Annotated in this window: 37 protein-coding genes; all 37 read right to left on the reverse strand. The window is 65.3% G+C overall.

The genetic code is table 11. The annotated features are described in order from the left end of the window. Window positions 1-29: 29 nt before the first annotated feature. On the reverse strand, window positions 30-587 hold the full coding sequence (gene rplQ, locus L687_RS38090; RefSeq protein WP_031207971.1) for a 50S ribosomal protein L17: 558 nt from the start codon (window positions 585-587) through the stop codon (window positions 30-32). 33 nt (window positions 588-620) lie between these two features. Continuing rightward, window positions 621-1,610 carry a DNA-directed RNA polymerase subunit alpha gene (locus L687_RS38095; protein ID WP_021201111.1) on the reverse strand — a complete coding sequence of 330 codons (990 nt, stop codon included), beginning with the start codon at window positions 1,608-1,610 and terminating at the stop codon, window positions 621-623. A gap of 134 nt (window positions 1,611-1,744) precedes the next feature. Further along, window positions 1,745-2,143, reverse strand: coding sequence for a 30S ribosomal protein S11 (gene rpsK / locus L687_RS38100; RefSeq protein WP_017829189.1), 399 nt, complete (start codon window positions 2,141-2,143; stop codon window positions 1,745-1,747). 31 nt (window positions 2,144-2,174) lie between these two features. Then, window positions 2,175-2,549 (reverse strand): 30S ribosomal protein S13, encoded by a 375-nt coding sequence (gene rpsM, locus L687_RS38105; RefSeq protein WP_017201568.1) that lies wholly within the window; start codon window positions 2,547-2,549, stop codon window positions 2,175-2,177. 178 nt (window positions 2,550-2,727) lie between these two features. After that, entirely contained in the window at window positions 2,728-2,844 is a 117-nt protein-coding gene (gene rpmJ, locus L687_RS38110) for a 50S ribosomal protein L36 (protein ID WP_005050492.1), read from the reverse strand. 64 nt (window positions 2,845-2,908) lie between these two features. After that, window positions 2,909-3,130 (reverse strand): translation initiation factor IF-1, encoded by a 222-nt coding sequence (infA, locus tag L687_RS38115; protein WP_017201569.1) that lies wholly within the window; start codon window positions 3,128-3,130, stop codon window positions 2,909-2,911. 164 nt (window positions 3,131-3,294) lie between these two features. Beyond that, complete coding sequence (locus L687_RS38120) at window positions 3,295-3,963, reverse strand: DsbA family protein (RefSeq protein WP_021201112.1); 669 nt, start codon at window positions 3,961-3,963, stop codon at window positions 3,295-3,297. Continuing rightward, the gene (gene map, locus L687_RS38125) at window positions 3,963-4,814 is read right to left on the reverse strand and encodes a type I methionyl aminopeptidase (RefSeq protein WP_021201113.1); all 852 of its coding nucleotides are present in this window, start codon (window positions 4,812-4,814) and stop codon (window positions 3,963-3,965) included. Before map ends, L687_RS38120 begins: the two co-directional genes overlap by 1 nt. Before the next feature lies 1 nt (window position 4,815). After that, window positions 4,816-5,421, reverse strand: coding sequence for an adenylate kinase (locus L687_RS38130; RefSeq protein WP_021201114.1), 606 nt, complete (start codon window positions 5,419-5,421; stop codon window positions 4,816-4,818). Next, window positions 5,418-6,740: a preprotein translocase subunit SecY gene (secY, locus tag L687_RS38135; protein WP_021201115.1), complete on the reverse strand. Its 1,323-nt coding sequence runs from the start codon at window positions 6,738-6,740 to the stop codon at window positions 5,418-5,420. Before secY ends, L687_RS38130 begins: the two co-directional genes overlap by 4 nt. 183 nt (window positions 6,741-6,923) lie before the next feature. Further along, window positions 6,924-7,559 carry a 50S ribosomal protein L15 gene (gene rplO, locus L687_RS38140; RefSeq protein WP_021201116.1) on the reverse strand — a complete coding sequence of 212 codons (636 nt, stop codon included), beginning with the start codon at window positions 7,557-7,559 and terminating at the stop codon, window positions 6,924-6,926. Then, complete coding sequence (gene rpmD, locus L687_RS38145) at window positions 7,559-7,744, reverse strand: 50S ribosomal protein L30 (protein ID WP_017201575.1); 186 nt, start codon at window positions 7,742-7,744, stop codon at window positions 7,559-7,561. The genes rplO and rpmD overlap by 1 nt, the downstream gene beginning before the upstream one ends. Beyond that, window positions 7,744-8,421 (reverse strand): 30S ribosomal protein S5, encoded by a 678-nt coding sequence (gene rpsE, locus L687_RS38150; RefSeq protein WP_017829196.1) that lies wholly within the window; start codon window positions 8,419-8,421, stop codon window positions 7,744-7,746. Before rpsE ends, rpmD begins: the two co-directional genes overlap by 1 nt. 20 nt (window positions 8,422-8,441) lie before the next feature. Continuing rightward, entirely contained in the window at window positions 8,442-8,801 is a 360-nt protein-coding gene (rplR, locus tag L687_RS38155) for a 50S ribosomal protein L18 (protein WP_017201578.1), read from the reverse strand. 2 nt (window positions 8,802-8,803) lie between these two features. Beyond that, window positions 8,804-9,340 (reverse strand): 50S ribosomal protein L6, encoded by a 537-nt coding sequence (gene rplF, locus L687_RS38160; protein ID WP_017829197.1) that lies wholly within the window; start codon window positions 9,338-9,340, stop codon window positions 8,804-8,806. Window positions 9,341-9,346: 6 nt separating this feature from the next. Then, window positions 9,347-9,745, reverse strand: coding sequence for a 30S ribosomal protein S8 (gene rpsH / locus L687_RS38165; RefSeq protein WP_021201117.1), 399 nt, complete (start codon window positions 9,743-9,745; stop codon window positions 9,347-9,349). Window positions 9,746-9,877: 132 nt separating this feature from the next. Further along, on the reverse strand, window positions 9,878-10,468 hold the full coding sequence (rplE, locus tag L687_RS38170) for a 50S ribosomal protein L5 (RefSeq protein WP_021201118.1): 591 nt from the start codon (window positions 10,466-10,468) through the stop codon (window positions 9,878-9,880). After that, the gene (gene rplX, locus L687_RS38175) at window positions 10,468-10,827 is read right to left on the reverse strand and encodes a 50S ribosomal protein L24 (RefSeq protein ID WP_021201119.1); all 360 of its coding nucleotides are present in this window, start codon (window positions 10,825-10,827) and stop codon (window positions 10,468-10,470) included. The genes rplE and rplX overlap by 1 nt, the downstream gene beginning before the upstream one ends. Window positions 10,828-10,829: 2 nt before the next feature. Beyond that, window positions 10,830-11,198, reverse strand: coding sequence for a 50S ribosomal protein L14 (gene rplN, locus L687_RS38180; protein WP_017201583.1), 369 nt, complete (start codon window positions 11,196-11,198; stop codon window positions 10,830-10,832). After that, entirely contained in the window at window positions 11,195-11,527 is a 333-nt protein-coding gene (rpsQ, locus tag L687_RS43265; protein ID WP_021201120.1) for a 30S ribosomal protein S17, read from the reverse strand. The genes rplN and rpsQ overlap by 4 nt, the downstream gene beginning before the upstream one ends. Further along, the gene (gene rpmC / locus L687_RS43180) at window positions 11,527-11,844 is read right to left on the reverse strand and encodes a 50S ribosomal protein L29 (protein WP_017829202.1); all 318 of its coding nucleotides are present in this window, start codon (window positions 11,842-11,844) and stop codon (window positions 11,527-11,529) included. The genes rpsQ and rpmC overlap by 1 nt, the downstream gene beginning before the upstream one ends. Then, window positions 11,844-12,263 carry a 50S ribosomal protein L16 gene (gene rplP, locus L687_RS38195; protein WP_017829203.1) on the reverse strand — a complete coding sequence of 140 codons (420 nt, stop codon included), beginning with the start codon at window positions 12,261-12,263 and terminating at the stop codon, window positions 11,844-11,846. The genes rpmC and rplP overlap by 1 nt, the downstream gene beginning before the upstream one ends. Beyond that, on the reverse strand, window positions 12,263-13,018 hold the full coding sequence (gene rpsC / locus L687_RS38200; RefSeq protein ID WP_017201587.1) for a 30S ribosomal protein S3: 756 nt from the start codon (window positions 13,016-13,018) through the stop codon (window positions 12,263-12,265). Before rpsC ends, rplP begins: the two co-directional genes overlap by 1 nt. Continuing rightward, complete coding sequence (gene rplV / locus L687_RS38205) at window positions 13,018-13,416, reverse strand: 50S ribosomal protein L22 (RefSeq protein ID WP_021201121.1); 399 nt, start codon at window positions 13,414-13,416, stop codon at window positions 13,018-13,020. Before rplV ends, rpsC begins: the two co-directional genes overlap by 1 nt. Next, on the reverse strand, window positions 13,416-13,697 hold the full coding sequence (gene rpsS / locus L687_RS38210; protein ID WP_017829205.1) for a 30S ribosomal protein S19: 282 nt from the start codon (window positions 13,695-13,697) through the stop codon (window positions 13,416-13,418). Before rpsS ends, rplV begins: the two co-directional genes overlap by 1 nt. Window positions 13,698-13,709: 12 nt before the next feature. Further along, complete coding sequence (gene rplB / locus L687_RS38215) at window positions 13,710-14,549, reverse strand: 50S ribosomal protein L2 (protein WP_017201590.1); 840 nt, start codon at window positions 14,547-14,549, stop codon at window positions 13,710-13,712. A gap of 20 nt (window positions 14,550-14,569) precedes the next feature. Beyond that, window positions 14,570-14,893 (reverse strand): 50S ribosomal protein L23, encoded by a 324-nt coding sequence (gene rplW, locus L687_RS38220; protein WP_017829206.1) that lies wholly within the window; start codon window positions 14,891-14,893, stop codon window positions 14,570-14,572. Then, a complete protein-coding gene (gene rplD, locus L687_RS38225; protein WP_021201122.1) occupies window positions 14,890-15,552 on the reverse strand; it encodes a 50S ribosomal protein L4 in 663 nt (220 codons plus the stop codon). Before rplD ends, rplW begins: the two co-directional genes overlap by 4 nt. Before the next feature lie 2 nt (window positions 15,553-15,554). Then, window positions 15,555-16,214: a 50S ribosomal protein L3 gene (gene rplC / locus L687_RS38230; protein WP_021201123.1), complete on the reverse strand. Its 660-nt coding sequence runs from the start codon at window positions 16,212-16,214 to the stop codon at window positions 15,555-15,557. Window positions 16,215-16,222: 8 nt separating this feature from the next. Further along, window positions 16,223-16,531 (reverse strand): 30S ribosomal protein S10, encoded by a 309-nt coding sequence (rpsJ, locus tag L687_RS38235; protein ID WP_017201594.1) that lies wholly within the window; start codon window positions 16,529-16,531, stop codon window positions 16,223-16,225. 846 nt (window positions 16,532-17,377) lie between these two features. Next, window positions 17,378-17,590 carry a hypothetical protein gene (locus tag L687_RS38240; RefSeq protein ID WP_021201124.1) on the reverse strand — a complete coding sequence of 71 codons (213 nt, stop codon included), beginning with the start codon at window positions 17,588-17,590 and terminating at the stop codon, window positions 17,378-17,380. 183 nt (window positions 17,591-17,773) lie between these two features. Continuing rightward, entirely contained in the window at window positions 17,774-18,964 is a 1,191-nt protein-coding gene (tuf, locus tag L687_RS38245; RefSeq protein ID WP_017829210.1) for an elongation factor Tu, read from the reverse strand. 150 nt (window positions 18,965-19,114) lie between these two features. Then, window positions 19,115-21,229: an elongation factor G gene (gene fusA / locus L687_RS38250; RefSeq protein ID WP_021201125.1), complete on the reverse strand. Its 2,115-nt coding sequence runs from the start codon at window positions 21,227-21,229 to the stop codon at window positions 19,115-19,117. An 87-nt stretch (window positions 21,230-21,316) separates the two neighbouring features. Next, entirely contained in the window at window positions 21,317-21,787 is a 471-nt protein-coding gene (gene rpsG / locus L687_RS38255) for a 30S ribosomal protein S7 (RefSeq protein ID WP_017201608.1), read from the reverse strand. Window positions 21,788-21,792: 5 nt separating this feature from the next. After that, on the reverse strand, window positions 21,793-22,161 hold the full coding sequence (gene rpsL, locus L687_RS38260) for a 30S ribosomal protein S12 (RefSeq protein ID WP_017201609.1): 369 nt from the start codon (window positions 22,159-22,161) through the stop codon (window positions 21,793-21,795). A 232-nt stretch (window positions 22,162-22,393) separates the two neighbouring features. Continuing rightward, window positions 22,394-23,041 (reverse strand): hypothetical protein, encoded by a 648-nt coding sequence (locus L687_RS0122030; protein WP_029258210.1) that lies wholly within the window; start codon window positions 23,039-23,041, stop codon window positions 22,394-22,396. 81 nt (window positions 23,042-23,122) lie between these two features. Then, complete coding sequence (locus L687_RS38265) at window positions 23,123-23,554, reverse strand: hypothetical protein (protein ID WP_031207980.1); 432 nt, start codon at window positions 23,552-23,554, stop codon at window positions 23,123-23,125. Between the last annotated feature and the right edge of the window lie 12 nt (window positions 23,555-23,566).

A 23,566-nucleotide genomic window follows, 5' to 3' on the forward strand; every position in this document is an offset into this window, starting at 1 on the left:
GGTGGCGGGCTTCTTCGTGAGCGAAGTACTTACTCGGACTTCTTCTCGACAGCGTCCTCGGCGGCAGCCTCGGCTGCTTCGCCCTCGGCCTGCGACTCGGCGCCGGCCTCGACGGTCTCGTCGGCGGGAGCCTCCTCAGCGGGAGCCTCCTCGACGACCTCAGCCGGCTTCTCGGCCTTCTCGGCCTTCGGAGCAGCAGCCTTCTTGGTCGACTTCGCCTTCGGGGTGACGGGCTCGAGGACGAGCTCGATCACGGCCATAGGCGCGTTGTCGCCCTTGCGGTTGCCGACCTTCGTGATGCGGGTGTAGCCGCCCTCACGGTCAGCGACGAGCGGCGCGATCTCGGAGAACAGGACGTGCACGACTTCCTTGTCACCGATGACCGACAGCACGCGACGACGCGCGTGCAGGTCGCCACGCTTGGCGAAGGTGATCAGACGCTCGGCGAGCGGACGAAGGCGCTTGGCCTTGGTCTCGGTCGTCTTGATCGACTTGTGGGTGTAGAGCGCCGCCGCGAGGTTGGCAAGCATCAGGCGCTCGTGTGCGGGGCCGCCTCCGAGGCGGGGACCCTTAGTGGGCTTGGGCATAATCGTCTAACTCCTGGTCAGAAAGGTCGGGTATCAGAAGGACTCGTCTTCGCTGCCGCCGTAGAAGTGGGCGCCGTCGAAACCGGGCACCGAATCCTTGAGCGACAGACCGAGCGAGATGAGCTTGTCGCGCACCTCGTCGACCGACTTCTGGCCGAAATTGCGGATGTTCATGAGCTGCGTCTCCGACAGGGCGACGAGCTCGGAAACGGTGTTGATGCCCTCACGCTTCAGGCAGTTGTACGAGCGGACCGACAGGTCGAGGTCCTCGATCGGCATCGACAGCTCGCTGGAGTTCACTGCCTCCACCGGCGCCGGGCCGATCTCGATGCCCTCGGCCTCGACGTTCAGCTCGCGGGCGAGACCGAACAGCTCGGTGAGCGTCTTCGCAGCCGAAGCGACGGCGTCGCGGGGGCTGATGGCCGACTTGGTCTCGACGTCGAGGACGAGCTTGTCGAAGTCGGTGCGCTCCCCGGCACGGGTCGCGTCGACGCGGTAGCTGACCTTGAGGACCGGCGAGTAGATCGAGTCGATCGGGATCTGACCGGCCTCGGCGTACTCGTTGCGGTTCTGCGTCGCCGAGACGTAGCCACGGCCACGCTCGATGGTGAGCTCGAGCTCGAACTTCGCGGTGTCGTTCAGCGTCGCGATGACGAGCTCGGGGTTCTGCACCTCGACACCGGCCGGAGCCGAGATGTCAGCGGCGGTGACTTCGCCCGCACCGGTCTTGCGCAGGTACGCGGTGATGGGCTCATCACGCTCCGACGAGACGACGAGCTGCTTGATGTTGAGGATGATCTCGGTGACATCCTCCTTCACGCCGGGGATGGTGCTGAACTCGTGCAGCACGCCGTCGATGCGAACGCTGGTGACAGCAGCACCGGGGATCGACGACAGCAGGCTGCGACGCAGCGCGTTGCCGATCGTGTAACCGAAGCCGGGCTCCAGAGGCTCGATGATGAACCGGCTACGGTTCTCGACGATCTTTTCCTCGGTCAGTGTGGGACGCTGTGCAATAAGCACTCTGTGTTCCTTTCGATCACATGCCCGCTATATGACATGTGGTGGGGTGAGGTTTTGAGTTGTGGAAGTCGATGCCCGCACGCGGGCGTCGAGCCGCTCAGACCACGAAGGGACCGAGCGGCTCGACACGCGAATCAGACGCGGCGACGCTTCGGCGGACGGCAGCCGTTGTGCGCCTGCGGGGTGACGTCCTGGATCGAACCCACCTCGAGGCCGGCGGCCTGCAGCGAGCGGATCGCGGTCTCGCGGCCGGAGCCCGGACCCTTCACGAGGACGTCGACCTTCTTGACGCCGTGCTCCGCAGCCTGGCGGGCAGCCGACTCGGCGGCCATGCCTGCGGCGTACGGGGTCGACTTGCGGGAGCCCTTGAAGCCCACGCCACCCGACGATGCCCAGGCGATGACGGCGCCGGACGGGTCGGTGATCGAGACGATCGTGTTGTTGAACGTCGACTTGATGTGGGCCTGGCCCAGCGCGATGTTCTTCTTTTCCTTGCGGCGCGGCTTGCGCGCGGCGGCCTTGGGTGCAGCCATGAAAGTGTTCTCCTAGTCCCTGGGGCCGCGCTTAGCGGGCCTTCTTCTTGCCTGCGACGGTGCGCTTCGGGCCCTTGCGGGTACGGGCGTTGGTCTTGGTGCGCTGACCACGGACCGGGAGACCACGACGGTGGCGGATGCCCTCGTAGGAGCCGATCTCGACCTTGCGGCGGATGTCTGCTGCAACCTCGCGGCGCAGGTCACCCTCCACCTTGTAGTTGCCTTCGATGTGGTCGCGGAGGGCGATCAGCTGGTCGTCGCTGAGGTCCTTCACGCGGATGCTCTCGTCGATGTCCGTCGCCTTGAGGATCTCGACCGAGCGGGTACGGCCGACGCCGTAGATGTAGGTAAGGGCGATCACCACGCGCTTGTCGCGCGGGATGTCAACGCCGGCAAGACGTGCCATGCGGTTCTCCTGGGTGTTGTGGAGGTATGGAACAGGATCGGTGCCCGGGCCTCCGCCCCGAGGTGTCCCCCGCTTCCGCGAGTTCTGATCCTGCCGTTGTGTTTTCAGTTGTGAGATGTGCGTGAGCGATGCCGCGCAGCGCGGGCCCGTCGATCAGACCGGCGGGCCCGCCAGGGACTCAGCCCTGGCGCTGCTTGTGACGCGGGTTGCTCTTGCAGATCACCATGACGCGGCCGTGACGGCGGATCACCTTGCAGTGATCGCAGATGGGCTTGACGCTGGGGTTGACCTTCATGATGTTTCCTGTTCGCTGTCTTCGTACCGCCCCAGGCAGGGGCAGGCCGTTACTTCTCGACCGATCAGCGGTAGCGGTAGACGATACGGCCGCGGGTCAGGTCGTAGGGGCTGAGCTCCACGACCACACGGTCCTCGGGGATGATACGGATGTAGTTCTGCCGCATCTTGCCGGAGATCGTTGCAAGGACCTTGTGTCCGTTGCTGAGCTCAACGCGGAACATCGCGTTGGGCAGAGCCTCGGAGATCACGCCCTCGATCTCGATGACACCGTCTTTCTTAGCCATAGCCTCGCTGACGCTTCTGCAGATCGGTCGATCTGCGGTGGGTGATTGGTTTGTGGTGCTGCACCGCCGGACACGCCGAATCAAGGCACAAAGCACCAAAGATCTATGTTAGACGCTCCGGAGCCATCCGGCAACTTGACGGCCAGGGCCGGGAAGCCGCCGGTTCAGCTGATCAGGTCGGTGAACTTCTTCAGGTCGGCCTGGTCCTGCAGGTTGAGGCGCGTGCCGTTGATGTCCACCGTCGGCGTGCCGGCGATCTCGTGGGACTTCGCCTGCGCCGCACCGAACTTGCGGTACGTCTCGTCGGTGATGCACGAGACCGCGTCGTCCGCACCGACCTGTGTCGCGAAGCCGGCCAGCTGGTCGTTCGTCAGACCGGTCGAGTTCTCCTCGGGCTGGTTCTCGAAGAGCGTCTTGGCGAAGTCGAGGTACAGGTCAGGGTTCGACTCGGCGACGCAGAACGCGGCACCTGCCGACCGCGAGGAGTACTCGGTGCCCTGCGAGAAACGGTCGAGGATCGCGATCGGGTGGTACTCGAGCGTGATGCGGCCGTCGGCAGCCGCGGCTTCGAGCTGAGCACCGAACTGGTCCTCGAAGGTCTTGCAGACCGGGCACTGGAAGTCGACGAACACCGCGATGGTGTCTTCACCGTCGCCGAACGAGACCGCACCGGTCTCGGAGTTGAAGGTGTCGTTGGCCTTCGGCGCCGCGCCGGGCGAGGTCGCCTGGTTGTTGAGGAACACCACGAGTCCACCGATCGCCACCAGCACCACGACGACGGCGATGGAGACGCCGATCGCGAACCAGTTGGTGTTGCTCTTCGCCGCTGCCATTACTTTCCGATCTCTCGAGGCTCGACCCCGAACGGGGCGAGTCCGGCTCTTCCACCATCGGGCGCAGTCAGCACCCAGATACCCCCATCATGCAGGGCGACGCTATGTTCCCAATGGGAGCCGTCTGTGCCGTCCACCGTGGTGACGGTCCAGTCGTCCTCCTCGATGAAGGTCGCCTCCCCACCGGCGGTGACCATCGGCTCGATCGCGAGCACGAGGCCGGGCTTCACGTCTTCACCGCGGTCGGGTGTGCGGTAGTTGAAGACGCTGGGGGCTTCGTGCATCTTGCGACCGATGCCGTGTCCGACGTATTCGCGCAGGATGCCGTATGGCTCGCCGGAGACCGCTGACGGTCCCTGAGCCTCGATGTAGTCCTGGATGGCCGCACCGATCTCGTCGATGGACGAGACCGAGGCCATGGCGGCGATTCCCGCCCACATGGACCCCTCGGTCACGCGGGAGAGCTCCTCGCGACGGGCGACCACCTCGGGGCGCTCCGGGTCGGGCACGACCACGGTGATGGCGCTGTCGCCGTTCCACCCCTGGAACTGCGCACCGCAGTCGACCGACACGATGTCACCCGGCTGGAGCACCCGCTCCCCCGGGATCCCGTGCACGACCTGCTCGTTCACCGAGATGCAGGTGGTGTGGTGATAGCCGCGCACCAGCTGGAAATTCGACTCGGCGCCGCGGGCGAGGATCGTGCGGTTCGCCACCGTGTCGAGCTCGAGCGTCGTCACACCGGCCTTGATCAGCGGGCGGACAGCATCCAGTGCCGCCGCCGTGATGAGGCCGGGCTCCACCATGGCTCGCAGCTGAGCCGGGGTCTTGTAGATCGACCGGCGGAACATCTCAGGAGGCGGAGGCCGCGAGACGCAGACCGCGCGCGGCCAGGGCCTCGGCGATGCGCTCGGTGATCTCGTCGAGGGAGCCGACGCCGTCGATACGGTCGACGATGCCCTTGGCCCCGTAGACCTCGAGGATCGGGGCGGTCTCGCGCTCGTAGATGTCGAGGCGGTGGCCGATGGCCTCCGGGGTGTCGTCGGAGCGTCCCTGCTCGGTCGCACGGAGCGTCAGACGCTCCAGACTCTCCTCGCGCGGCACGTCGAGGAGGATGACGGCGTCGAGCGCCTGTCCCCGTTCGGCGAGGAACGACTCGAGGTGGGCGACCTGCGCGGTGTTGCGCGGGTAGCCGTCGAGCAGGAAGCCGTGAGCGGCATCCTCCTGTGACAGGCGGTCGCGCACGATCTCGCTCGTCAGCTCGTCCGGAACGAGGTCGCCCTTGTCGAGGATCGCGGTGACCTGCTGCCCGAGGGGCGTCCCCTCCTTGATGTTCGCCCGGAAGATGTCGCCGGTCGAGACGACCGGGATGCCGTAGGACTCGGCGATGCGCACGCCCTGCGTGCCCTTGCCGGAGCCCTGCGGGCCGACGATGAGAAGACGTGCGGATGCTGTCATCGGAGGAGCCCTTCATAGTGTCGCTGCTGCAGCTGCGCGTCGATCTGCTTGACCGTCTCGAGACCCACACCGACGATGATGAGGATCGAGGCGCCGCCGAACGGGAAGTTCTGGTTGGCGCCGACGGTGGCCAGAGCGATGAGCGGGATGAGCGCGATCAGACCGAGGTACAGGGAGCCGGGGAGCGTGATGCGGGTGAGCACGTAGTCGAGGTACTCGGCCGTCGGGCGGCCCGCGCGGATGCCGGGGATGAAACCGCCGTACTTCTTCATGTTGTCCGCGACCTCGACCGGGTTGAACGTGATCGCCACGTAGAAGTACGTGAACCCGATGATCAGCAGGAAGTACGCGGCCATGTAGACCGGGCTGTTGCCCGACGTGAAGTTCGTCGTGATCCAGGTCACCCAGGCGGCCGGAGTCGATCCGTCCTGCGGGGTGTTGAACTGCGCGATGAGCGCCGGGATGTACAGCAGCGACGAGGCGAAGATCACGGGGATCACGCCCGCCATGTTCACCTTGATCGGGATGTAGGTGTTCGTGCCACCGTAGGTGCGTCGACCCACCATGCGCTTGGCGTACTGCACCGGGATGCGTCGCTGGGATTGCTCGACGAACACGACGAGCCCCATCACGATGATTCCGACCAGCAGCACCAGCAGGAAGACCTCGAAGCCCTTGGTCTGCCAGATGAGGCTCATGGCACCGGGGAACGTGGCGGCGATCGAGGTGAAGATGAGCAGCGACATGCCGTTGCCGATGCCGCGCTCGGTGACGAGCTCGGCGAACCACATGATCAGGCCGGTACCGGCCGTCATCGCCATGATGATGAGCAGCTGCGCCCACCACACATCGTTCGTCAGAAGCTGCTGGCAGGCCGCGAGATCGGTCGTGCCGAAGAGCTGGCCGCTACGGGCCACCGTGACGAGAGTCGTCGACTGGAGCAGCGCGAGGGCGATCGTGAGGTAACGCGTGTACTGGGTCAGACGGGCCTGGCCGGCCTGTCCTTCCTTGTGCAGCGCCTCGAAGTGCGGGATGACCACGCGCAGGAGCTGCGTGATGATCGTCGCGGTGATGTACGGCATGACGCCGAGCGCGAAGATCGACAGCTGCAGCAGCGCGCCGCCGGAGAAGAGGTTGACCAGTCCGAGCAGCCCATCGGTGCCCGCGTTGGCGGCAAGACACTCTTCGACGTTCGGGAAGTTCACGAACGGCGCCGGGACGTTGGAGCCGAGCCGGTAGATCGCAACGATGGCGAGTGTGAAACCGATCTTCCGACGCAGGTCGGGGGTGCGGAAGATCCGCGCGATGGCGCTAAACAAGGACGTTCCTCCTGAAAAGGTTGCCGATTCCCGAAGGACGGCTGAAAGACCAGGGTAACGCAAACCGGGCTTCCCGGAATTCGCCACCGATACCAGGCCCGCCGGATGCGGCCCCAGAGCGAGGTCTCGGAGTGTGAAACCACAAGAGGGGCCGGAGAATCTCCGACCCCTCTTGCTAAGCGGTTACTTGACGGATCCGCCAGCCGCGACGATCTTCTGCTCGGCAGAACCCGAGACCTTGTCGACCGAAACGGTGAGCTTCACGGCGATGTCGCCGTTTCCGAGAACCTTGACCTTCTCGTTCTTGCGAACGGCACCCTTGGCGACGAGGTCGCCGATGGTGACATCGCCACCCTTCGGGTACAGCTCCGCGAGCTTCTCCAGGTTCACGACCTGGTACTCCACGCGGAACGGGTTCTTGAACCCGCGCAGCTTCGGGGTGCGCATGTGCAGCGGCATCTGCCCACCCTCGAAGCCGACGCGAACGGTGTTGCGCGCCTTGGTGCCCTTGGTTCCACGACCAGCGGTCTTACCCTTGGAGCCCTCACCACGGCCGACGCGAGTCTTGGCGGTGTTGGATCCGGGCACGGGACGCAGGTGGTGCACCTTCAGCACGCCGGGGCGGGACGCCGGAGCATCCTTCTTCGGCGCAGCCTTCTTGGCGGCCGGCTTCTTGGCAGCGCCCTCAGCCTTGGCGTCGGCGGCAGCGGTCTTGGCCGGAGCCTTCTTCGCGGCCGGCTTCTTCTCGGCGGCAGCCTTGGGAGCTGCAGCCTTCTTCGTGGCCTTCTCAGCCTCGACGGCCTCGTTCTTCTCAGCCATTAGTCGATCTCCTCAACCTTGACGAGGTGGGCGACGGTCTTGACGTAACCGCGCGTCTGCGCGTCGTCGGGGCGGACGGTGGTGTCACCGATCCGCTTCAGACCGAGGCTGCGCAGCGTGTCACGCTGGTTCTGCTTCTCGCTCACCTTGGACTTGATCTGCGTGACCTTCAGTCGCGCGGCCATCAGGCACCTACCTTCTGTGCGGCGATGGCCTCGGCCTCGGCGCGCACGAGGCGCGCAGGGGCGACCTGGTCGAACTCGAGGCCACGACGCGCGGCGACCGCACGAGGCTCCTCGAGCTGCTTCAGGGCGGTGACCGTCGCGTGCACGATGTTGATCGTGTTCGACGAGCCGAGCGACTTCGACAGCACGTCGTGGATACCGGCGCACTCGAGCACGGCGCGGACCGGACCACCGGCGATGACACCGGTACCGGCAGCGGCCGGACGGAGCAGGACCACACCAGCGGCCGCCTCACCCTGCACGGGGTGCGGGATGGTGCTGCCGACGCGCGGAACGCGGAAGAAGTTGCGCTTGGCCTCTTCGACACCCTTCGAGATCGCCAGAGGGACCTCGCGGGCCTTGCCGTAGCCGACGCCGACCAGACCGTTGCCGTCACCGACGACCACGAGGGCGGTGAAGCTGAAGCGACGACCACCCTTCACGACCTTCGAGACGCGGTTGATGGTGACGACGCGCTCCAGGAACTGGTTGTCGCCACGGTCACGGGAGTTGCGGTCACGGCCGCCACCCTGGTTGCGGTCACGACCGCCGCGGCGGCCATCACGCGAATCGCGAGCCGGCTCAGCCTGCGTGGTGCCGGCAGCCGTCTCGGAAGTGGCAGCAGCCGCTTCGGTCACTTCGTTCTCCTTGTTGTCACTCACAGTGCCAGACCCCCCTCGCGGGCGCCGTCGGCGATGGCGGCGACACGACCGGCGTAGCGGTTGCCGCCACGGTCGAACACTGCCTCGGAAACGCCGGCAGCCTTCGCACGCTCGGCGAGGAGCTCGCCGACCTTGCGGGCCTTGGCGGTCTTGTCACCCTCGAGCGAGCGCAGGTCGGTCTCGAGCGTCGAAGCCGACGCCACGGTGTGACCCTTGCTGTCGTCGACCAGCTGCACGAAGACGTGGCGGGCCGAGCGGTTGACGACGAGACGCGGACGCGCCTCGGTGCCGACGACCTTCTTGCGAAGGCGGGCGTGACGACGCGCGCGGGCGTCAGACTTTGACTTGAGAGCCATGGTTACTTACCACTCTTTCCGGCCTTGCGACGCACGTTCTCGCCGGCGTAGCGCACACCCTTACCCTTGTACGGCTCGGGCTTGCGGATCTTGCGGATGTTGGCAGCTGCCTCGCCGACAGCCTGCTTGTCGATCCCGCTGACGGTGAGCTTGGTGGTGCCCTCGACCGTGAGCGTGATGCCGGCGGGCGGGTCGATCAGGACCGGGTGCGAGAAGCCGAGGGCAAACTCGACCGAGCTGCCCTTCTGCTGCACGCGGTAACCGGTGCCGACGACCTCGAGACCCTTGGTGTAGCCCTGGGTCACGCCGATGATGTTGTTGTTGATGAGCGTGCGGGTCAGGCCGTGAAGCGACCGCGACTCGCGCTCGTCGTCGGGACGGGAGACCAGAACCTGGTTCTCCTCGACCGCGACCTCGATGGGGCTGGCCACCGTGAGGGTGAGTTCACCCTTGGGGCCCTTCACCGCGACCTCGCGGCCGTCGACCGAAACGGTCACGCCCGCGGGAACGTCGATGGGAAGTCGTCCAATACGCGACATTTCGAATTACCACACGTAGGCGAGAACTTCTCCGCCCACGCCCTTCTGCTCTGCCTGACGGTCGGTGAGAAGACCGGAGGAGGTGGACAGGATCGCCACGCCAAGGCCGCCGAGGACCGTGGGAAGCTCGGTCGACTTCGCGTAGACGCGGAGACCGGGCTTCGAGACGCGCTTGATGCCAGCGATGGAGCGCTCACGGTTGGGACCGTACTTCAGCGTCAGCGTGAGGTTCTGTCCGACGCGGGCGTCAGAGGTCTCCCAGCCGGCGATGTAGCCCTCCTGCTGGAGGATCTGAGCGATGTGCGTCTTGAGCTTGCTCGACGGCAGGGTCACGGAATCGTGGTGCGCCGAGTTCGCGTTGCGCAGACGGGTCAGCAGATCTGCGACCGGGTCTGTCATTGTCATTGTTGATTTCCTTTGTTCATGAGGTTCCGGCTGCCGTTACACGACAGACGGCCTGCGATGACACGCAATTTTCAATTGTACGTGCACATCGACGGGCTCAGTGACACGAGACCACTGAGCCCGTCGAGGGTGTTACGCCTGTGCGTCTTCCGAGCGGAACGGGAATCCGAGGTGACGGAGCAGTGCCCGGCCCTCTTCATCCGTCTTCGCGGTGGTGACGACGGTGATGTCGAAACCGCGAACCCGGTCGATCTTGTCCTGATCGATCTCGTGGAACACGCTCTGCTCCTGGAGACCGAAGGTGTAGTTGCCGTTGCCGTCGAACTGCTTGCCCGAGAGACCGCGGAAGTCGCGGATACGGGGCAGTGCGAGCGAGACGAGGCGATCCACGAACTCCCACGCGCGGTCACCACGGAGGGTGACGTGCGCGCCGATGGCCTGACCCTCGCGCAGCTTGAACTGCGCGATGGACTTGCGAGCCTTCGTGACGATCGGCTTCTGGCCGGTGATCTTGGTGAGATCGTCGACCGCGCCATCGATCACCTTGCTGTCGCGAGCTGCCTCGCCGACACCGGTGTTCACGACGACCTTGACCAGTCCGGGGATCTGCATGACGTTCGCGTAACCGAACTCGTCCTGCATCGCCTTCTTGATCTCGGTGTTGTACTTCTGCTTCAGGCGCGGCTGGATCTTGCCAGCCGGCGCGGCAGTGTCGGTGCTCATCAGAGGTCCTTACCGCTCTTCTTCGCGTAGCGCACGCGGACGGTGCGCTTGACGCCGTCCTTGGTCTGCTCCTCGACCCGGTGGCCGACCTTGGTCGGCTTCTTGGTCGAGGGGTCGACGAGTGCGACGTTCGAGATGTGGATGGAGGCTTCGACGGTCTCGATGCCTCCGGTCTTGGTGCCACGCTGCGTCTGGCCGACGCGGGTGTGCTTGGTGACGTAGTTCACGCCTTCGACGATGACGCGGTTCTTGTCGGAAAGGACGTCGAGGACCTTGCCCTGCTTGCCGCGGTCGCCGCCACGCTCCTGCGTGGCACCGGTGATGACCTGAACCAGGTCACCCTTCTTGATCTTCGCCATGATTAGATGACCTCCGGCGCCAGCGAGACGATCTTCATGAACTTCTTGTCGCGAAGCTCACGACCGACCGGCCCGAAGATACGGGTGCCGCGGGGCTCCCCGTCGTTCTTCAGGATCACTGCGGCGTTCTCGTCGAACTTGATGTAGGAGCCGTCCGGACGACGGACCTCCTTCTTGGTGCGGACGATGACCGCCTTGACGACATCGCCCTTCTTGACGTTGCCACCGGGGATCGCGTCCTTGACGGTCGCGACGATGGTGTCGCCGAGTCCCGCGTAACGGCGCTTCGAGCCACCGAGAACACGGATGGTGAGCAGCTCCTTGGCGCCGGTGTTGTCGGCGACCTTGAGTCGGGATTCCTGCTGGATCACTTGGCCTTCTCCAGAATCTCCACCAGGCGCCAGCGCTTCGTGGCGCTCAGCGGGCGGGTCTCGTTGATCAGGACCAGGTCGCCGATGCCGGCGGAGTTCGCCTCATCGTGCGCCTTGACCTTCGAGGTGCGGCGGATGACCTTGCCGTAAAGCGGGTGCTTCACGCGGTCCTCGACCTCGACCACGATGGTCTTGTCCATCTTGTCGCTGACGACGTAGCCGCGACGTGCCTTGCGGTAACCGCGGGCAGCGGAGTCGCGGACGTCGTGCTCGGACGACTCGTGTCCTGCGGCCTGCGTCTCCACAGTCGCTTCCTTCTTGGTGGCCATCACTCAGCCTCTTCCTTCACGGCGTCGTCGGCGGAGTCCGCCTTCTTCGCCTTCGACTTGGTCGCCTTCTTGGCCGGAGCCTCGACCGGAGCGGGCGTCGCACGGATGCCCAACTCGCGTTCGCGGATCACGGTGTAGAGGCGCGCGATGTCGCGCTTGACGGCGCGGATGCGGCCGTGGCTCTCCAGCTGGCCCGTGGCCGACTGGAAACGGAGGTTGAACAGCTCCTCCTTGGCCTTGCGCAGCTCCTCGACGAGGCGCTGGTCTTCGAATGTGTCGAGCTCTGCCGGGGCGAGCTCCTTGGTGCCGATCGCCATTACGCGTCGCCCTCCTCGCGCTTGATGATGCGTGCCTTGAGCGGCAGCTTGTGAATTGCACGGGTCAGAGCTTCGCGTGCGAGCTCCTCGTCGACACCCGCGACCTCGAAGAGGACACGGCCCGGCTTGACGTTGGCGACCCACCACTCGGGGGAACCCTTACCGGAACCCATGCGGGTTTCGGCAGGCTTCTTCGTGAGCGGACGGTCGGGGTAGATGTTGATCCACACCTTTCCACCACGCTTGATGTGACGGGTCATCGCGATACGAGCGGACTCGATCTGACGGTTCGTCACGTAAGCGGGCGTGAGGGCCTGGATACCGTACTCGCCGAAGGAGACCTTCGTGCCGCCGGTGGCCTGACCCGAGCGACCCGGGTGGTGCTGCTTGCGGAACTTGACCTTACGGGGGATGAGCATTATGCCGACGCTCCTTCTGCGACAGGTGCCTCGTTGCGCGGGGCACGGCGGCGGTCGCCACCACGGTCGTCACGACGAGCCTTGGGTGCGTTGGCCTGCTCGCGAGCGAGCTCCTTCGCGGTCAGGTCGCCCTTGTAGATCCAGACCTTCACGCCGATGCGGCCGAAGGTGGTCTTCGCCTCGTAGAAGCCGTAGTCGATGTTCGCGCGCAGCGTGTGCAGCGGCACACGACCCTCGCGGTAGAACTCCGAACGGCTCATCTCGGCGCCGCCGAGGCGGCCGGAGACCTGGATGCGGATGCCCTTGGCGCCGGCGCGCTGCGCGCCCTGCAGACCCTTGCGCATCGCACGACGGAACGCCACACGAGCAGAGAGCTGCTCGGCGATGCCCTGTGCGACCAGCTGAGCGTCGGCCTCGGGGTTCTTGACCTCGAGGATGTTCAGCTGGATCTGCTTGCCCGAGAGCTTCTCGAGGTCGCCGCGAATGCGCTCCGCCTCGGCCCCACGACGACCGATCACGATGCCCGGACGGGCGGTGTGGATGTCGACGCGGACGCGGTCACGGGTGCGCTCGATCTCGATGTTCGAGACACCGGCGCGGTCGAGCTGCGTCTTGAGCAGGTTACGGATCTTGATGTCCTCGGCGACGTAGTCGGCGTAGCGCTGACCCGGCTTCGTCGAGTCAGAGAACCAACGCGAGACGTGGTCCGTCGTGATGCCGAGACGGAAGCCGTACGGGTTTACCTTCTGTCCCATTACTTGCTCGCCTTCTTGTTGCTGTCGCCCGTGGCGGCCGGAGCTGCCTCAGGCGTCGAGAGCACGACCGTGATGTGGCTCGTGCGCTTCTTGATCTGGAAAGCGCGACCCTGAGCACGGGGCTGGAAACGCTTGAGCGTGGTGCCCTCGTCGACGTACGCGTTGGCCACGTACAGGTCCTGCTCGTCGAGGAACTCGCCGTCGCGATCCGCCTTCACCTGCGCGTTGGCCATGGCCGACGCGACAAGCTTGTAGATCGGTTCGCTGGCGCTCTGCTGTGCGAACTTGAGGATCGCGAGAGCTTCCTGTGCCTGCTTGCCCTTGATGAGCGCGACGACACGACGAGCCTTCTGAGGGGTCACGCGGATGTGTCGCACGCGTGCGATCGATTCGACCATTAGCGGCGCCGCCCCTTCTTGTCGTCCTTCTCGTGGCCGCGGAAGGTGCGGGTGGGCGCGAACTCGCCCAACTTGTGACCGACCATGGTCTCGGACACGAACACAGGGATGTGCTTGCGTCCGTCGTGGACCGCGATCGTGTGACCCAGCATGGCCGGGATGATCATGGACCGACGGGACCAGGTCTTGATGACGTTCTTGGTGCCGGCTTCGTTCTGCACGACCACCTTGCGAAGCAGGTGATCGTCGACGAAGGGGCCCTTCTTAAGACTGCGAGGCATCTTCTCTTACTCCTACTTACGCTTCTTGCCGGCGTTACGACGACGCACGATGTACTTGTCGCTTTCCTTGTTGGCATGACGGGTACGACCCTCAGCCTGGCCCCACGGGGAGACGGGGTGACGACCACCGGAGGTCTTACCCTCACCACCACCGTGCGGGTGGTCGACCGGGTTCATCGCGACACCACGCACGGTCGGGCGGACGCCCTTCCAGCGCATGCGGCCGGCCTTACCCCAGTTGATGTTCGACTGCTCGGCGTTGCCGACCTCGCCGATGGTCGCGCGGCAGCGCGCATCGACGTTGCGGATCTCGCCCGAGGGCAGACGCAGCTGGGCGTAGGGGCCGTCCTTGGCGACGAGACGGACGGATGCACCGGCCGAACGTGCCATCTTCGCGCCGCCGCCGGGGCGGAGCTCGATCGCGTGGATGACGGTACCCGTGGGGATGTTCTTCAGCGGGAGGTTGTTGCCCGGCTTGATGTCAGCCCCGGCACCCGACTCGACGATGTCGCCCTGCTTCAGCTTCGCCGGAGCGAGGATGTAGCGCTTCTCACCGTCGAAGTAGTGCAGCAGCGCGATGCGCGCGGTGCGGTTGGGGTCGTACTCGATGTGAGCGACCTTGGCGTTGACGCCGTCCTTGTCGTTACGACGGAAGTCGATGACACGGTACTGGCGCTTGTGGCCACCACCGATGTGACGGGTCGTGATGCGGCCCTGGTTGTTGCGACCACCGGTCTTCGAGAGCGGGCGCAGCAGCGACTTCTCCGGCGTCGATCGAGTGATCTCGGCGAAGTCAGCCACCGACGAGCCGCGACGGCCCGGGGTCGTGGGCTTGTACTTGCGAATAGCCATTATTGTCCTTATCCCCCGGATCAGCCGATTGCCGTGAAGATGTCGATGGTGCCCGACTTCAGGGTGACGATGGCGCGCTTGGTGTCCTTGCGCTTGCCGGTGCCGAAGCGGGTGCGGCGTGCCTTGCCGACGCGGTTGAGGGTGTTGACCCCTGCGACCTTGACGCCGAAGATCTTCTCGATGGCGAGCTTGATCTCGGTCTTCGAAGCGCGCGGGTCGACGAGGAAGGTGTACTTGCCTTCATCGATGAGACCGTAGCTCTTCTCGGACACGACCGGCTTCAGGATGATGTCGCGCGGGTCCTTGTTCAGGGCCGTCTGGAGAACAGATGCCTGCTCGCTCATGCGGAGACCTCCTGGTTGGCGCCGGACTTGGAGGCGATGAAGCCCTCGAGCGCGGCCTGGGTGAAGACGATGTCGTCGGAGACGAGCACGTCGTATGCGTTGAGCTGGTCGAACGTCAGCACGTGCAGGTTCGACAGGTTGCGGATGCTCTTCAGCGTCACGTCGTCGTTGCGCTCGATCACGACGAGCACGTTCTTCGACGAGACGACGTTGGTGAGGAAGTTCACCGCGGTCTTGGTCGAAGGCGTTCCGTCGATCCCGAAGGACTCGATGGCGTGGATGCGGTCACCGCGGAAGCGGTCGCTGAGCGCGCCCAGCAGGGCGGCGGCGATCATCTTCTTGGGGGTGCGCTGCGAGTAGTCGCGCGGCTTGGGGCCGTGCACGATGCCACCACCGGTCATGTGCGGCGCGCGGATGGAACCCTGACGGGCGTTACCCGTGCCCTTCTGCTTGAAGGGCTTGCGACCGGCACCCGAGACCTCGCCACGACGCTTGGTCGAGTGCGTGCCCTGGCGAGCCGCCGCGAGCTGCGCGACGACGACCTGGTGGATGAGCGGGATGTTCGTCTTGGCGTCGAACAGCGCGGCGGGAAGCTCGATCGAGCCTGCCTTCTTGCCGTCTGCCTTGAGGACGTCGAGCGCGAGAGTGGAGTCAGCCATGATCAGGCACCCTTCACTGCGTTGCGGACATAGACGATGCGGCCACGAGCACCGGGGACTGCGCCCTTGACGAGCATGAGTCCCTTCTCGATGTCGATGGAGTGCACCGTGAGGTTGAGGACGGTCACGCGCTCGCCACCCATACGGCCGGCCATGCGCATGCCCTTGAAGACGCGGCTCGGGGTCGACGATGCGCCGATCGAGCCGGGCTTGCGGTGGTTGCGGTGCGAACCGTGCGAAGCCGAGACGCCCTTGAAGTTGTGACGCTTCATGACACCGGCGAAGCCCTTGCCCTTGCTCGTGCCGACGACGTCGACGAGCTGGCCCGCTTCGAAGGTGCCGTCGACCGTGAGCTCCTGGCCCAGGTTGTAGTCGCCGGCGTCCGCGGTGCGGATCTCGGTGACGTGACGACGCGGCGTGACGCCGGCTGCCTCGAAGTGAGCGGAGAGCGGCTTGTTGACCTTGCGGGGGTCGATCTGGCCGTACGCGATCTGCACGGCGTTGTAGCCGTCCTTCTCGGGCGTGCGGACCTGGGTGACCACGTTGGGTGCCAGCTCGATGACGGTGACGGGAACGAGCTTGCCGCTCTCGTTCCACACCTGGGTCATGCCGAGCTTCGTGCCCAGCATGCCCTTGGAAACCTTGGAGTTGATGTCAGCCATGTCGAACCTCAGAGCTTGATCTCGATGTTGACATCGGCCGGCAGGTCGAGACGCATCAGCGAGTCGACGGCCTTGGGCGTCGGGTCGACGATGTCGATCAGACGCTTGTGGGTGCGCATCTCGAAGTGCTCGCGGCTGTCCTTGTACTTGTGCGGCGACCGGATGACGCACACGACGTTCTTCTCGGTCGGAAGGGGCACGGGGCCGACGACGGTTGCGCCCGCACGGGTCACGGTGTCGACGATCTTGCGTGCGGACGTGTCGATGACCTCGTGGTCATACGACTTCAGGCGAATGCGGATCTTCTGTCCCGCCATTGTCTGCTCTCTCTCTTTAAGCGTCTTACCGACCGGGACCGGGTGGCCCTGGGGCATTGGACGCACGTCGGCGCTGTTCGCGCCTCGGCACGAGAACGACCCTCGCGAGTCGATCTGCTGCACCACTGTTCTTCTGTCAGCCGGAAGCCGTGAGGCGACCGGATGCCGACCTTCCGCCGCGCACGGCGGAAGCCTTCGTGAAGAAGGGTGTCGGGGTGTGTTCTGCTACCCGCGGCCTAGAACCCTGCACCGTCCCGGAGGAGGCGCCGTCTATGCACTGCCCTGGCAGTGATCCGACGCACGCACAGCGGCGACGGAATATCGAACCTGTCTATTCTGCCACGGCTGATTTCACTTGTGCAAACCCGGGCGTGTCGCGGTCCGTCGAACGCGACTCCAGACGGTGCGTGAACAGGTCAGAGTGCGGGAGATAGCGGGGCGAGGCATCCCCATGCCTCGCCCCGCTTGGGGAGGGCGTTCAGTGCGAGGGGGCACACCGAACGCGAGTAGCCCGGCGTGAAGGGACGCCGAACTCCTCGACCGAGGGCGCGGCGGAAGACCCGCCGCGCAGGCGGGGTGACGCTCAGGCGCAATGAGTGCGCGCGTCGCACGATGATCCCCAAGATCGCATATCCCCAGTTTGTACGCGGAACTCCGCGTGCTTCGGGAAACCGAACCCCTTCGGCTCCCCCGACCGCAAGATCCCCAGGCGGTCGAGACGATCCTACTGGATACAACCGTGAATGCGCCACATCCGACGACATTCCGGCACGGACGCTGCCCCTCCAGCACGCACGAGCGGCGACCCACAGGTCGTGGATCGCCGCTCGGGGCTTGCGGTCTTTCTTACTCGTTGCCGACGGCCTTGTCAGCGCCGTCGCGGATCTCATCGATCTTGTCCGCGGCGCCGGGGGCGATCTTCTTGGCGAAGTCCGCGACGCCGTCGAGCACCTTGTCGCTGATGTCCTCGGCCTGCTCGCTCTTGACGGCCTCGGCGATCTTGTCCTTGTTCTGCTCGTACAGATCCTTGCCCTTGTTCACGGCGTCTTCGATACCCATGTGATTCCCCTTCTGAAGGTGTGCCGCCGACCGATCGAGTCGACCACACTCATTGTGCATGTCCACCCCGGCAAACGGAACCCTCGCGTCCCGGGTCTACGACAGCACCGCGCCCCACAGGGCGGCATCGACGACAAAGGGGTCGGACCCGAAGGTCCGACCCCTTTGCGAGGAAGCAGATGCTTACTTGATGATCTTCGTGACCGTACCGGCGCCGACGGTGCGTCCACCCTCACGGATGGCGAAGCCGAGGCCCTCCTCCATGGCGATCGGCTGGATCAGCTCGACCGTCATGTCGGTGGTGTCGCCGGGCATGACCATCTCGGTGCCCTCGGGCAGCGAGATGACGCCGGTGACGTCGGTGGTGCGGAAGTAGAACTGCGGGCGGTAGTTCGTGTAGAACGGGTTGTGACGGCCACCCTCGTCCTTGGACAGGATGTACGCGGTGCCCTCGAAGTCGGTGTGCGGCGTGACCGAACCCGGCTTGACGATGACCTGACCGCGCTCGACGTCCTCACGCTTGGTGCCGCGGAGCAGCAGACCACAGTTCTCGCCGGCCCAGGCCTCGTCGAGCTGCTTGTGGAACATCTCGATACCCGTGACCGTGGTCTTGACGGTCGGACGGAGTCCGACGATCTCGACCTCGGAGTTGATGGCCAGCGTGCCACGCTCGGCGCGACCCGTGACGACGGTTCCACGACCGGTGATCGTGAAGACGTCCTCGACGGGCATCAGGAACGGCTTGTCACGGTCACGCTCCGGGTCCGGAACGCTGTCGTCGACAGCCTGCATCAGGTCCAGGATCGCCTGGGTCCACTTCTCGTCGCCCTCGAGGGCCTTGAGAGCGGAGACGCGGACGACAGGAGCGTCCTCGTCGAAGCCCTGGCCGGCGAGCAGCTCGCGGACCTCGAGCTCGACGAGCTCCAGGATCTCCTCGTCGTCGACCATGTCGGACTTGTTCAGCGCGACCAGCAGGTACGGAACGCCGACCTGCTTGGCGAGCAGCACGTGCTCACGCGTCTGAGCCATGGGGCCGTCGGTGGCGGCGACCACGAGGATCGCGCCGTCCATCTGAGCCGCACCGGTGATCATGTTCTTGACGTAGTCGGCGTGGCCGGGAGCGTCAACGTGCGCGTAGTGGCGCTTCGGGGTCTCGTACTCGATGTGCGAGATGTTGATGGTGATACCACGCTGGCGCTCTTCCGGCGCCGAGTCGATGGAAGCGAAGTCACGCTGCACGTTGGTGTCGGACGGGTACTTGTCAGCAAGCACCTTCGAGATCGCTGCGGAGAGCGTGGTCTTGCCGTGGTCGACGTGACCGATCGTTCCGATGTTGACGTGCGGCTTGGTCCGCTCGAACTTGGCCTTAGCCACTGGGTCCTCCTCAGGACGTCGTTGTAGAGGTGACCGGGCACTGGTTTGCGACCGGTTCTCTACGGGTTAGGTTCTCAGTTTAGTAGAGAGGGAATGTGAAGTTGTAGGTGTCCTGGGAGCCGGACCGGGGCCCGGCTCCCAGAAGGACGATTACTCGCCCTTGGTCTTCTGGACGATCTCGTCGGCCACTGCGCGGGGAACCTCAGCGTAGCTGTGGAACTCCATCGAGTAGACGGCGCGGCCCGAGGTCTTCGAGCGCAGGTCGCCGATGTAGCCGAACATCTCGGACAGCGGGACCTGAGCGCGGACGACCTTGACGCCTGCGGCGTCTTCCATCGACTGGATCTGGCCACGACGCGAGTTCAGGTCGCCGATGACGTCGCCCATGTACTCCTCGGGAGTACGGACCTCGACGGCCATCAGCGGCTCGAGCAGCACGGGGTTGGCACGACGAGCGGCCTCCTTGAAGCCCATGGAGCCCGCGATCTTGAACGCCATCTCCGAGGAGTCGACGTCGTGCGCTGCACCATCGACGATGGTCGCCTTGACGCCGACCATCGGGTAGCCCGCGAGCACGCCGACGTTCATCGCGTCCTGGAAACCGGCGTCGATCGAGCCGATGTACTCACGAGGGATGCGACCACCGGTGACGGCGTTCACGAACTCGTAGGTCTTCTCGGAGTCGAGGTCGAGCGGCTCGATGGTGAACTGGATCTTTGCGAACTGTCCAGAACCACCGGTCTGCTTCTTGTGCGTGTAGTCGTGCTTCTCGACGGTCTTGCGGATCGTCTCGCGGTACGCCACCTGCGGCTTGCCGACGTTGGCCTCGACGTTGAACTCGCGCTTCATGCGGTCCACGAGGATGTCGAGGTGCAGCTCGCCCATGCCCTTGATGGTCGTCTGACCGGTCTCGGGGTTGAGCTCCGTGCGGAAGGTCGGGTCCTCTTCAGCGAGCTTCTGGATGGCGACACCCAGCTTCTCCTGGTCGGCCTTGGTCTTCGGCTCGATCGCGACCTCGATGACGGGCTCGGGGAACGTCATCGACTCGAGGACGACCGGAGCCGTCGGGTCGGTGAGGGTGTCACCCGTGGTGGTGTCCTTGAGGCCGATGACCGCGTAGATGTTTCCGGCGGTGACCGAGGGAACCGGGATCTCCTTGTTGGCGTGCATCTGGAAGATCTTCCCGATGCGCTCCTTCTTGTTCTTGGTCGAGTTGACGACCGCAGAACCGGAGTCCAGGTGACCCGAGTAGACGCGCACGTAGGTGAGGCGACCGAAGAACGGGTGCACGGCGACCTTGAACGCGAGGGCGGCGAACGGGTCATTGGCGTCGGGGTGACGCTCGATGATCGTGTCGTAGTCCTTCGGGTCGTGCGCCTCGATCGAGCCCACGTCGAGCGGGTTCGGGAGGTAGTCGACGACCGCGTCGAGCATCGGCTGGACGCCACGGTTCTTGAACGCGGAACCGCAGAGCACCGGGTAGATCTCGCTGGCGACGGTCAGCTTGCGGATCGCACCCTTGATCTCGGCGACCGTGAGCTCCTCGCCACCGAAGAACTTCTCGAGCAGCGCGTCGTCGGTCTCGGCGACGGTCTCGAGGAGCTGCTGGCGGTACTCCGCTGCCTTCTCCTTGAGGTCCTCCGGGATCTCCTGGATCTCGTAGGAGGCGCCCATGGTGACATCACCCTTGGCGTCTCCGGCCCAGACCAGTGCACGCATCTCGATCAGGTCGACGACGCCGATGAAGTCGCTCTCCGCGCCGATGGGCAGCTGGATCACGAGCGGCTTGGCGCCGAGGCGGTTGATGATGGTGTCGACAGTGAAGTAGAAGTCGGCGCCGAGCTTGTCCATCTTGTTGACGAAGCAGATGCGCGGGACGTTGTACTTGTCGGCCTGACGCCAGACGGTCTCGGACTGGGGCTCGACGCCCTCCTTGCCGTCGAACACGGCGACCGCACCGTCGAGCACGCGGAGCGAGCGCTCCACCTCGACCGTGAAGTCCACGTGGCCGGGGGTGTCGATGATGTTGATCTGGTTCTTGTTCCAGTAGCAGGTCACGGCGGCAGACGTGATCGTGATGCCGCGCTCCTTCTCCTGCTCCATCCAGTCGGTGGTCGAAGCGCCATCGTGCGTCTCACCGAGCTTGTGGTTGACGCCCGTGTAGAACAGGATGCGCTCGGTCGTCGTGGTCTTGCCGGCATCGATGTGCGCCATGATGCCGATGTTGCGGACCTTGCTCAGGTCCGTGAGCACGTCTTGTGCCACAGGAGTGTCCTTATCTTTTCGAGCAGTCGTACTGCGAAGAGGGGGTGCCCGCCCCGCGGCGAGTGGCCGAGGGGCGGGCGAAGCTGTTTACCAGCGGTAGTGAGCGAACGCGCGGTTCGACTCGGCCATCTTGTGCGTGTCCTCGCGGCGCTTGACCGCGGCACCCAGGCCGTTGGATGCGTCGAGGATCTCGTTCTGCAGACGCTCGGTCATCGTCTTCTCACGACGGCCCTTCGCGTAGCTCACGAGCCAGCGCAGAGCGAGCGTGTTGGCGCGGTGAGGCTTGACCTCGACCGGCACCTGGTAGGTCGAGCCACCGACGCGGCGGCTGCGGACCTCGAGGGTCGGGCGCACGTTGTCGAGCGCCTTCTTCAGCGTGGCGACGGCGTCCTGACCGTTCTTCGCCTCGACGCCGCGGAGGGCGCCGTAGACGATCGACTCGGCCAGCGACTTCTTGCCGTCGACGAGGATCTTGTTCACCAGCGAGGTGACGATGGGTGCGCCGTATACCGGGTCGTTGACGACGGGGCGCTTCGGGGCGGGTCCCTTACGAGGCATCTAACTCAACCCTTCTTCGCGCCGTAGCGGGAACGAGCCTGCTTACGGTTCTTGACTGCCTGGGTGTCCAGGGCGCCACGGACGATCTTGTAACGCACACCGGGGAGGTCCTTGACACGACCGCCACGCACGAGCACGAGCGAGTGCTCCTGCAGGTTGTGACCCTCACCGGGGATGTACGCGGTGACCTCGGTGCCGTTGCGGAGCTTCACACGAGCGACCTTGCGCATCGCCGAGTTCGGCTTCTTCGGGGTGGTGGTGTAGACGCGGGTGCAGACCCCGGCCTGCTGCGGGTTCGACTTGAGCGCCGGCGCCTTGGTCTTGGTGACCTTGGGCGAGCGACCCTTGCGAACCAACTGCTGAATGGTTGGCACGTTCTCTCCTCATAGTGCTGCACGGTGACAGCGTGATGGGTTTCACATCATGACCCACCGGCACGCCGGAACCGACGAGCTTTTGGTGTGATGGGTATGCCGTGGGGGCGGACCGGCATGGTGCCGGCGCCCAGCGCACACGCGGAGGCGTGCACACACCTGATCAAGTGTAATGCCGCGTAACGTAGCGGTCAAATGAGCGCAACTCCGGCCGCGCGACCCGAGTGCAGGATCAGGGCAGATCGGGATCGAACGGCGAGTCCAGCGATTCGGTCAGCTCAGCCAGCAGTGCCTCGATCTGCGGTTCGACGTGCTGAGAGATCGCGGCCTGGATGTGTATGCGATGACGCAACAGGATCCCGCAGATCTCGCGGCCGACCATGTTGGCGTACTCGTCGGCGAGGGCGACCTCCTGGCGGAGGGCGATCTTCGCCTCCTCCGTGAGCGGGGGCAGCGCGGGCAGCGCGGCGGCGGATTCGTCTGCGAGCCCCGCGATCGTGAACAGGAACGGTGCTCCGGGCACCGGATCCGGATCGAGGGGCAGCCCGTCGAACTCGGGATCGAGGTCCTCGGCCGGGCGGTAGCTGCGGGCGCGGTTCCGCGCAGCCTGCTGATCCAGCTCGCGCTGCAGCATCGGCAGATTCCGCGCCGTGTACTCCGCGACGGCGTGATCGACGATGGTCTTGATACGCGTCGAGAGGCCGTGCTGCACGCCGTGCGGCACGTTGGCACCAATACCGGCTGCGGAGAGGATCGGCGATCCGAGGCACCGGCGGCATGGCGCGACGCGACCACGATGGGTTGCCGGCTCCCAGCGCGGCACCCAGCGCAACCATGCCTCCACGGCCTGGTCCACCTGCGTCTCCAACGAGCGCTCCACCCCACCAGAGTACGGCGCGTCGCCCGTCACCGTCGCGATTTCCCGGTCCCGGCGGGGCGCGGAGGGAGGATCGCTCGGACGTCATTCCTCTTCGTCGCGCTCCCACGGCCAACGCGGATGCTCGGCGCGCGTGCGACGCAGCGCGATCCCACCCCATCCGGCGATCAGGCCCGCCAGCACGAGGACGGCGCTCGCGCCGCCTCGCACGAGACCGCCGGCGACCGCTGTCGCGAGCACGATGCTCCCGGCGCCGACGAGGACGGCGACCCATACCGCGATCAGATGGACGAGGCCGGCGACCAGCGCGATCGCGATCGTGGCGACATACGACGGATGCGGTCGACGCAGAGTGGACCACAGCACGAGCGCGAACGAGACGACAGCCGCGATCATGCCGAGCACGCCAGGGGTCTGGCCGAGATCGGGGACCGCGATGATGTCCGTGTCGGTGGCGATGCTCACGGCGCCGAGCCCGAACACCGCGAGCGCGAAGAAGCTGATGGTGGCGAGCACCACCGCCAGGAT

Source organism: Microbacterium maritypicum MF109, from assembly GCF_000455825.1.
In the GTDB taxonomy this organism is placed as follows: Bacteria; Actinomycetota; Actinomycetes; order Actinomycetales; family Microbacteriaceae; genus Microbacterium; species Microbacterium maritypicum_A.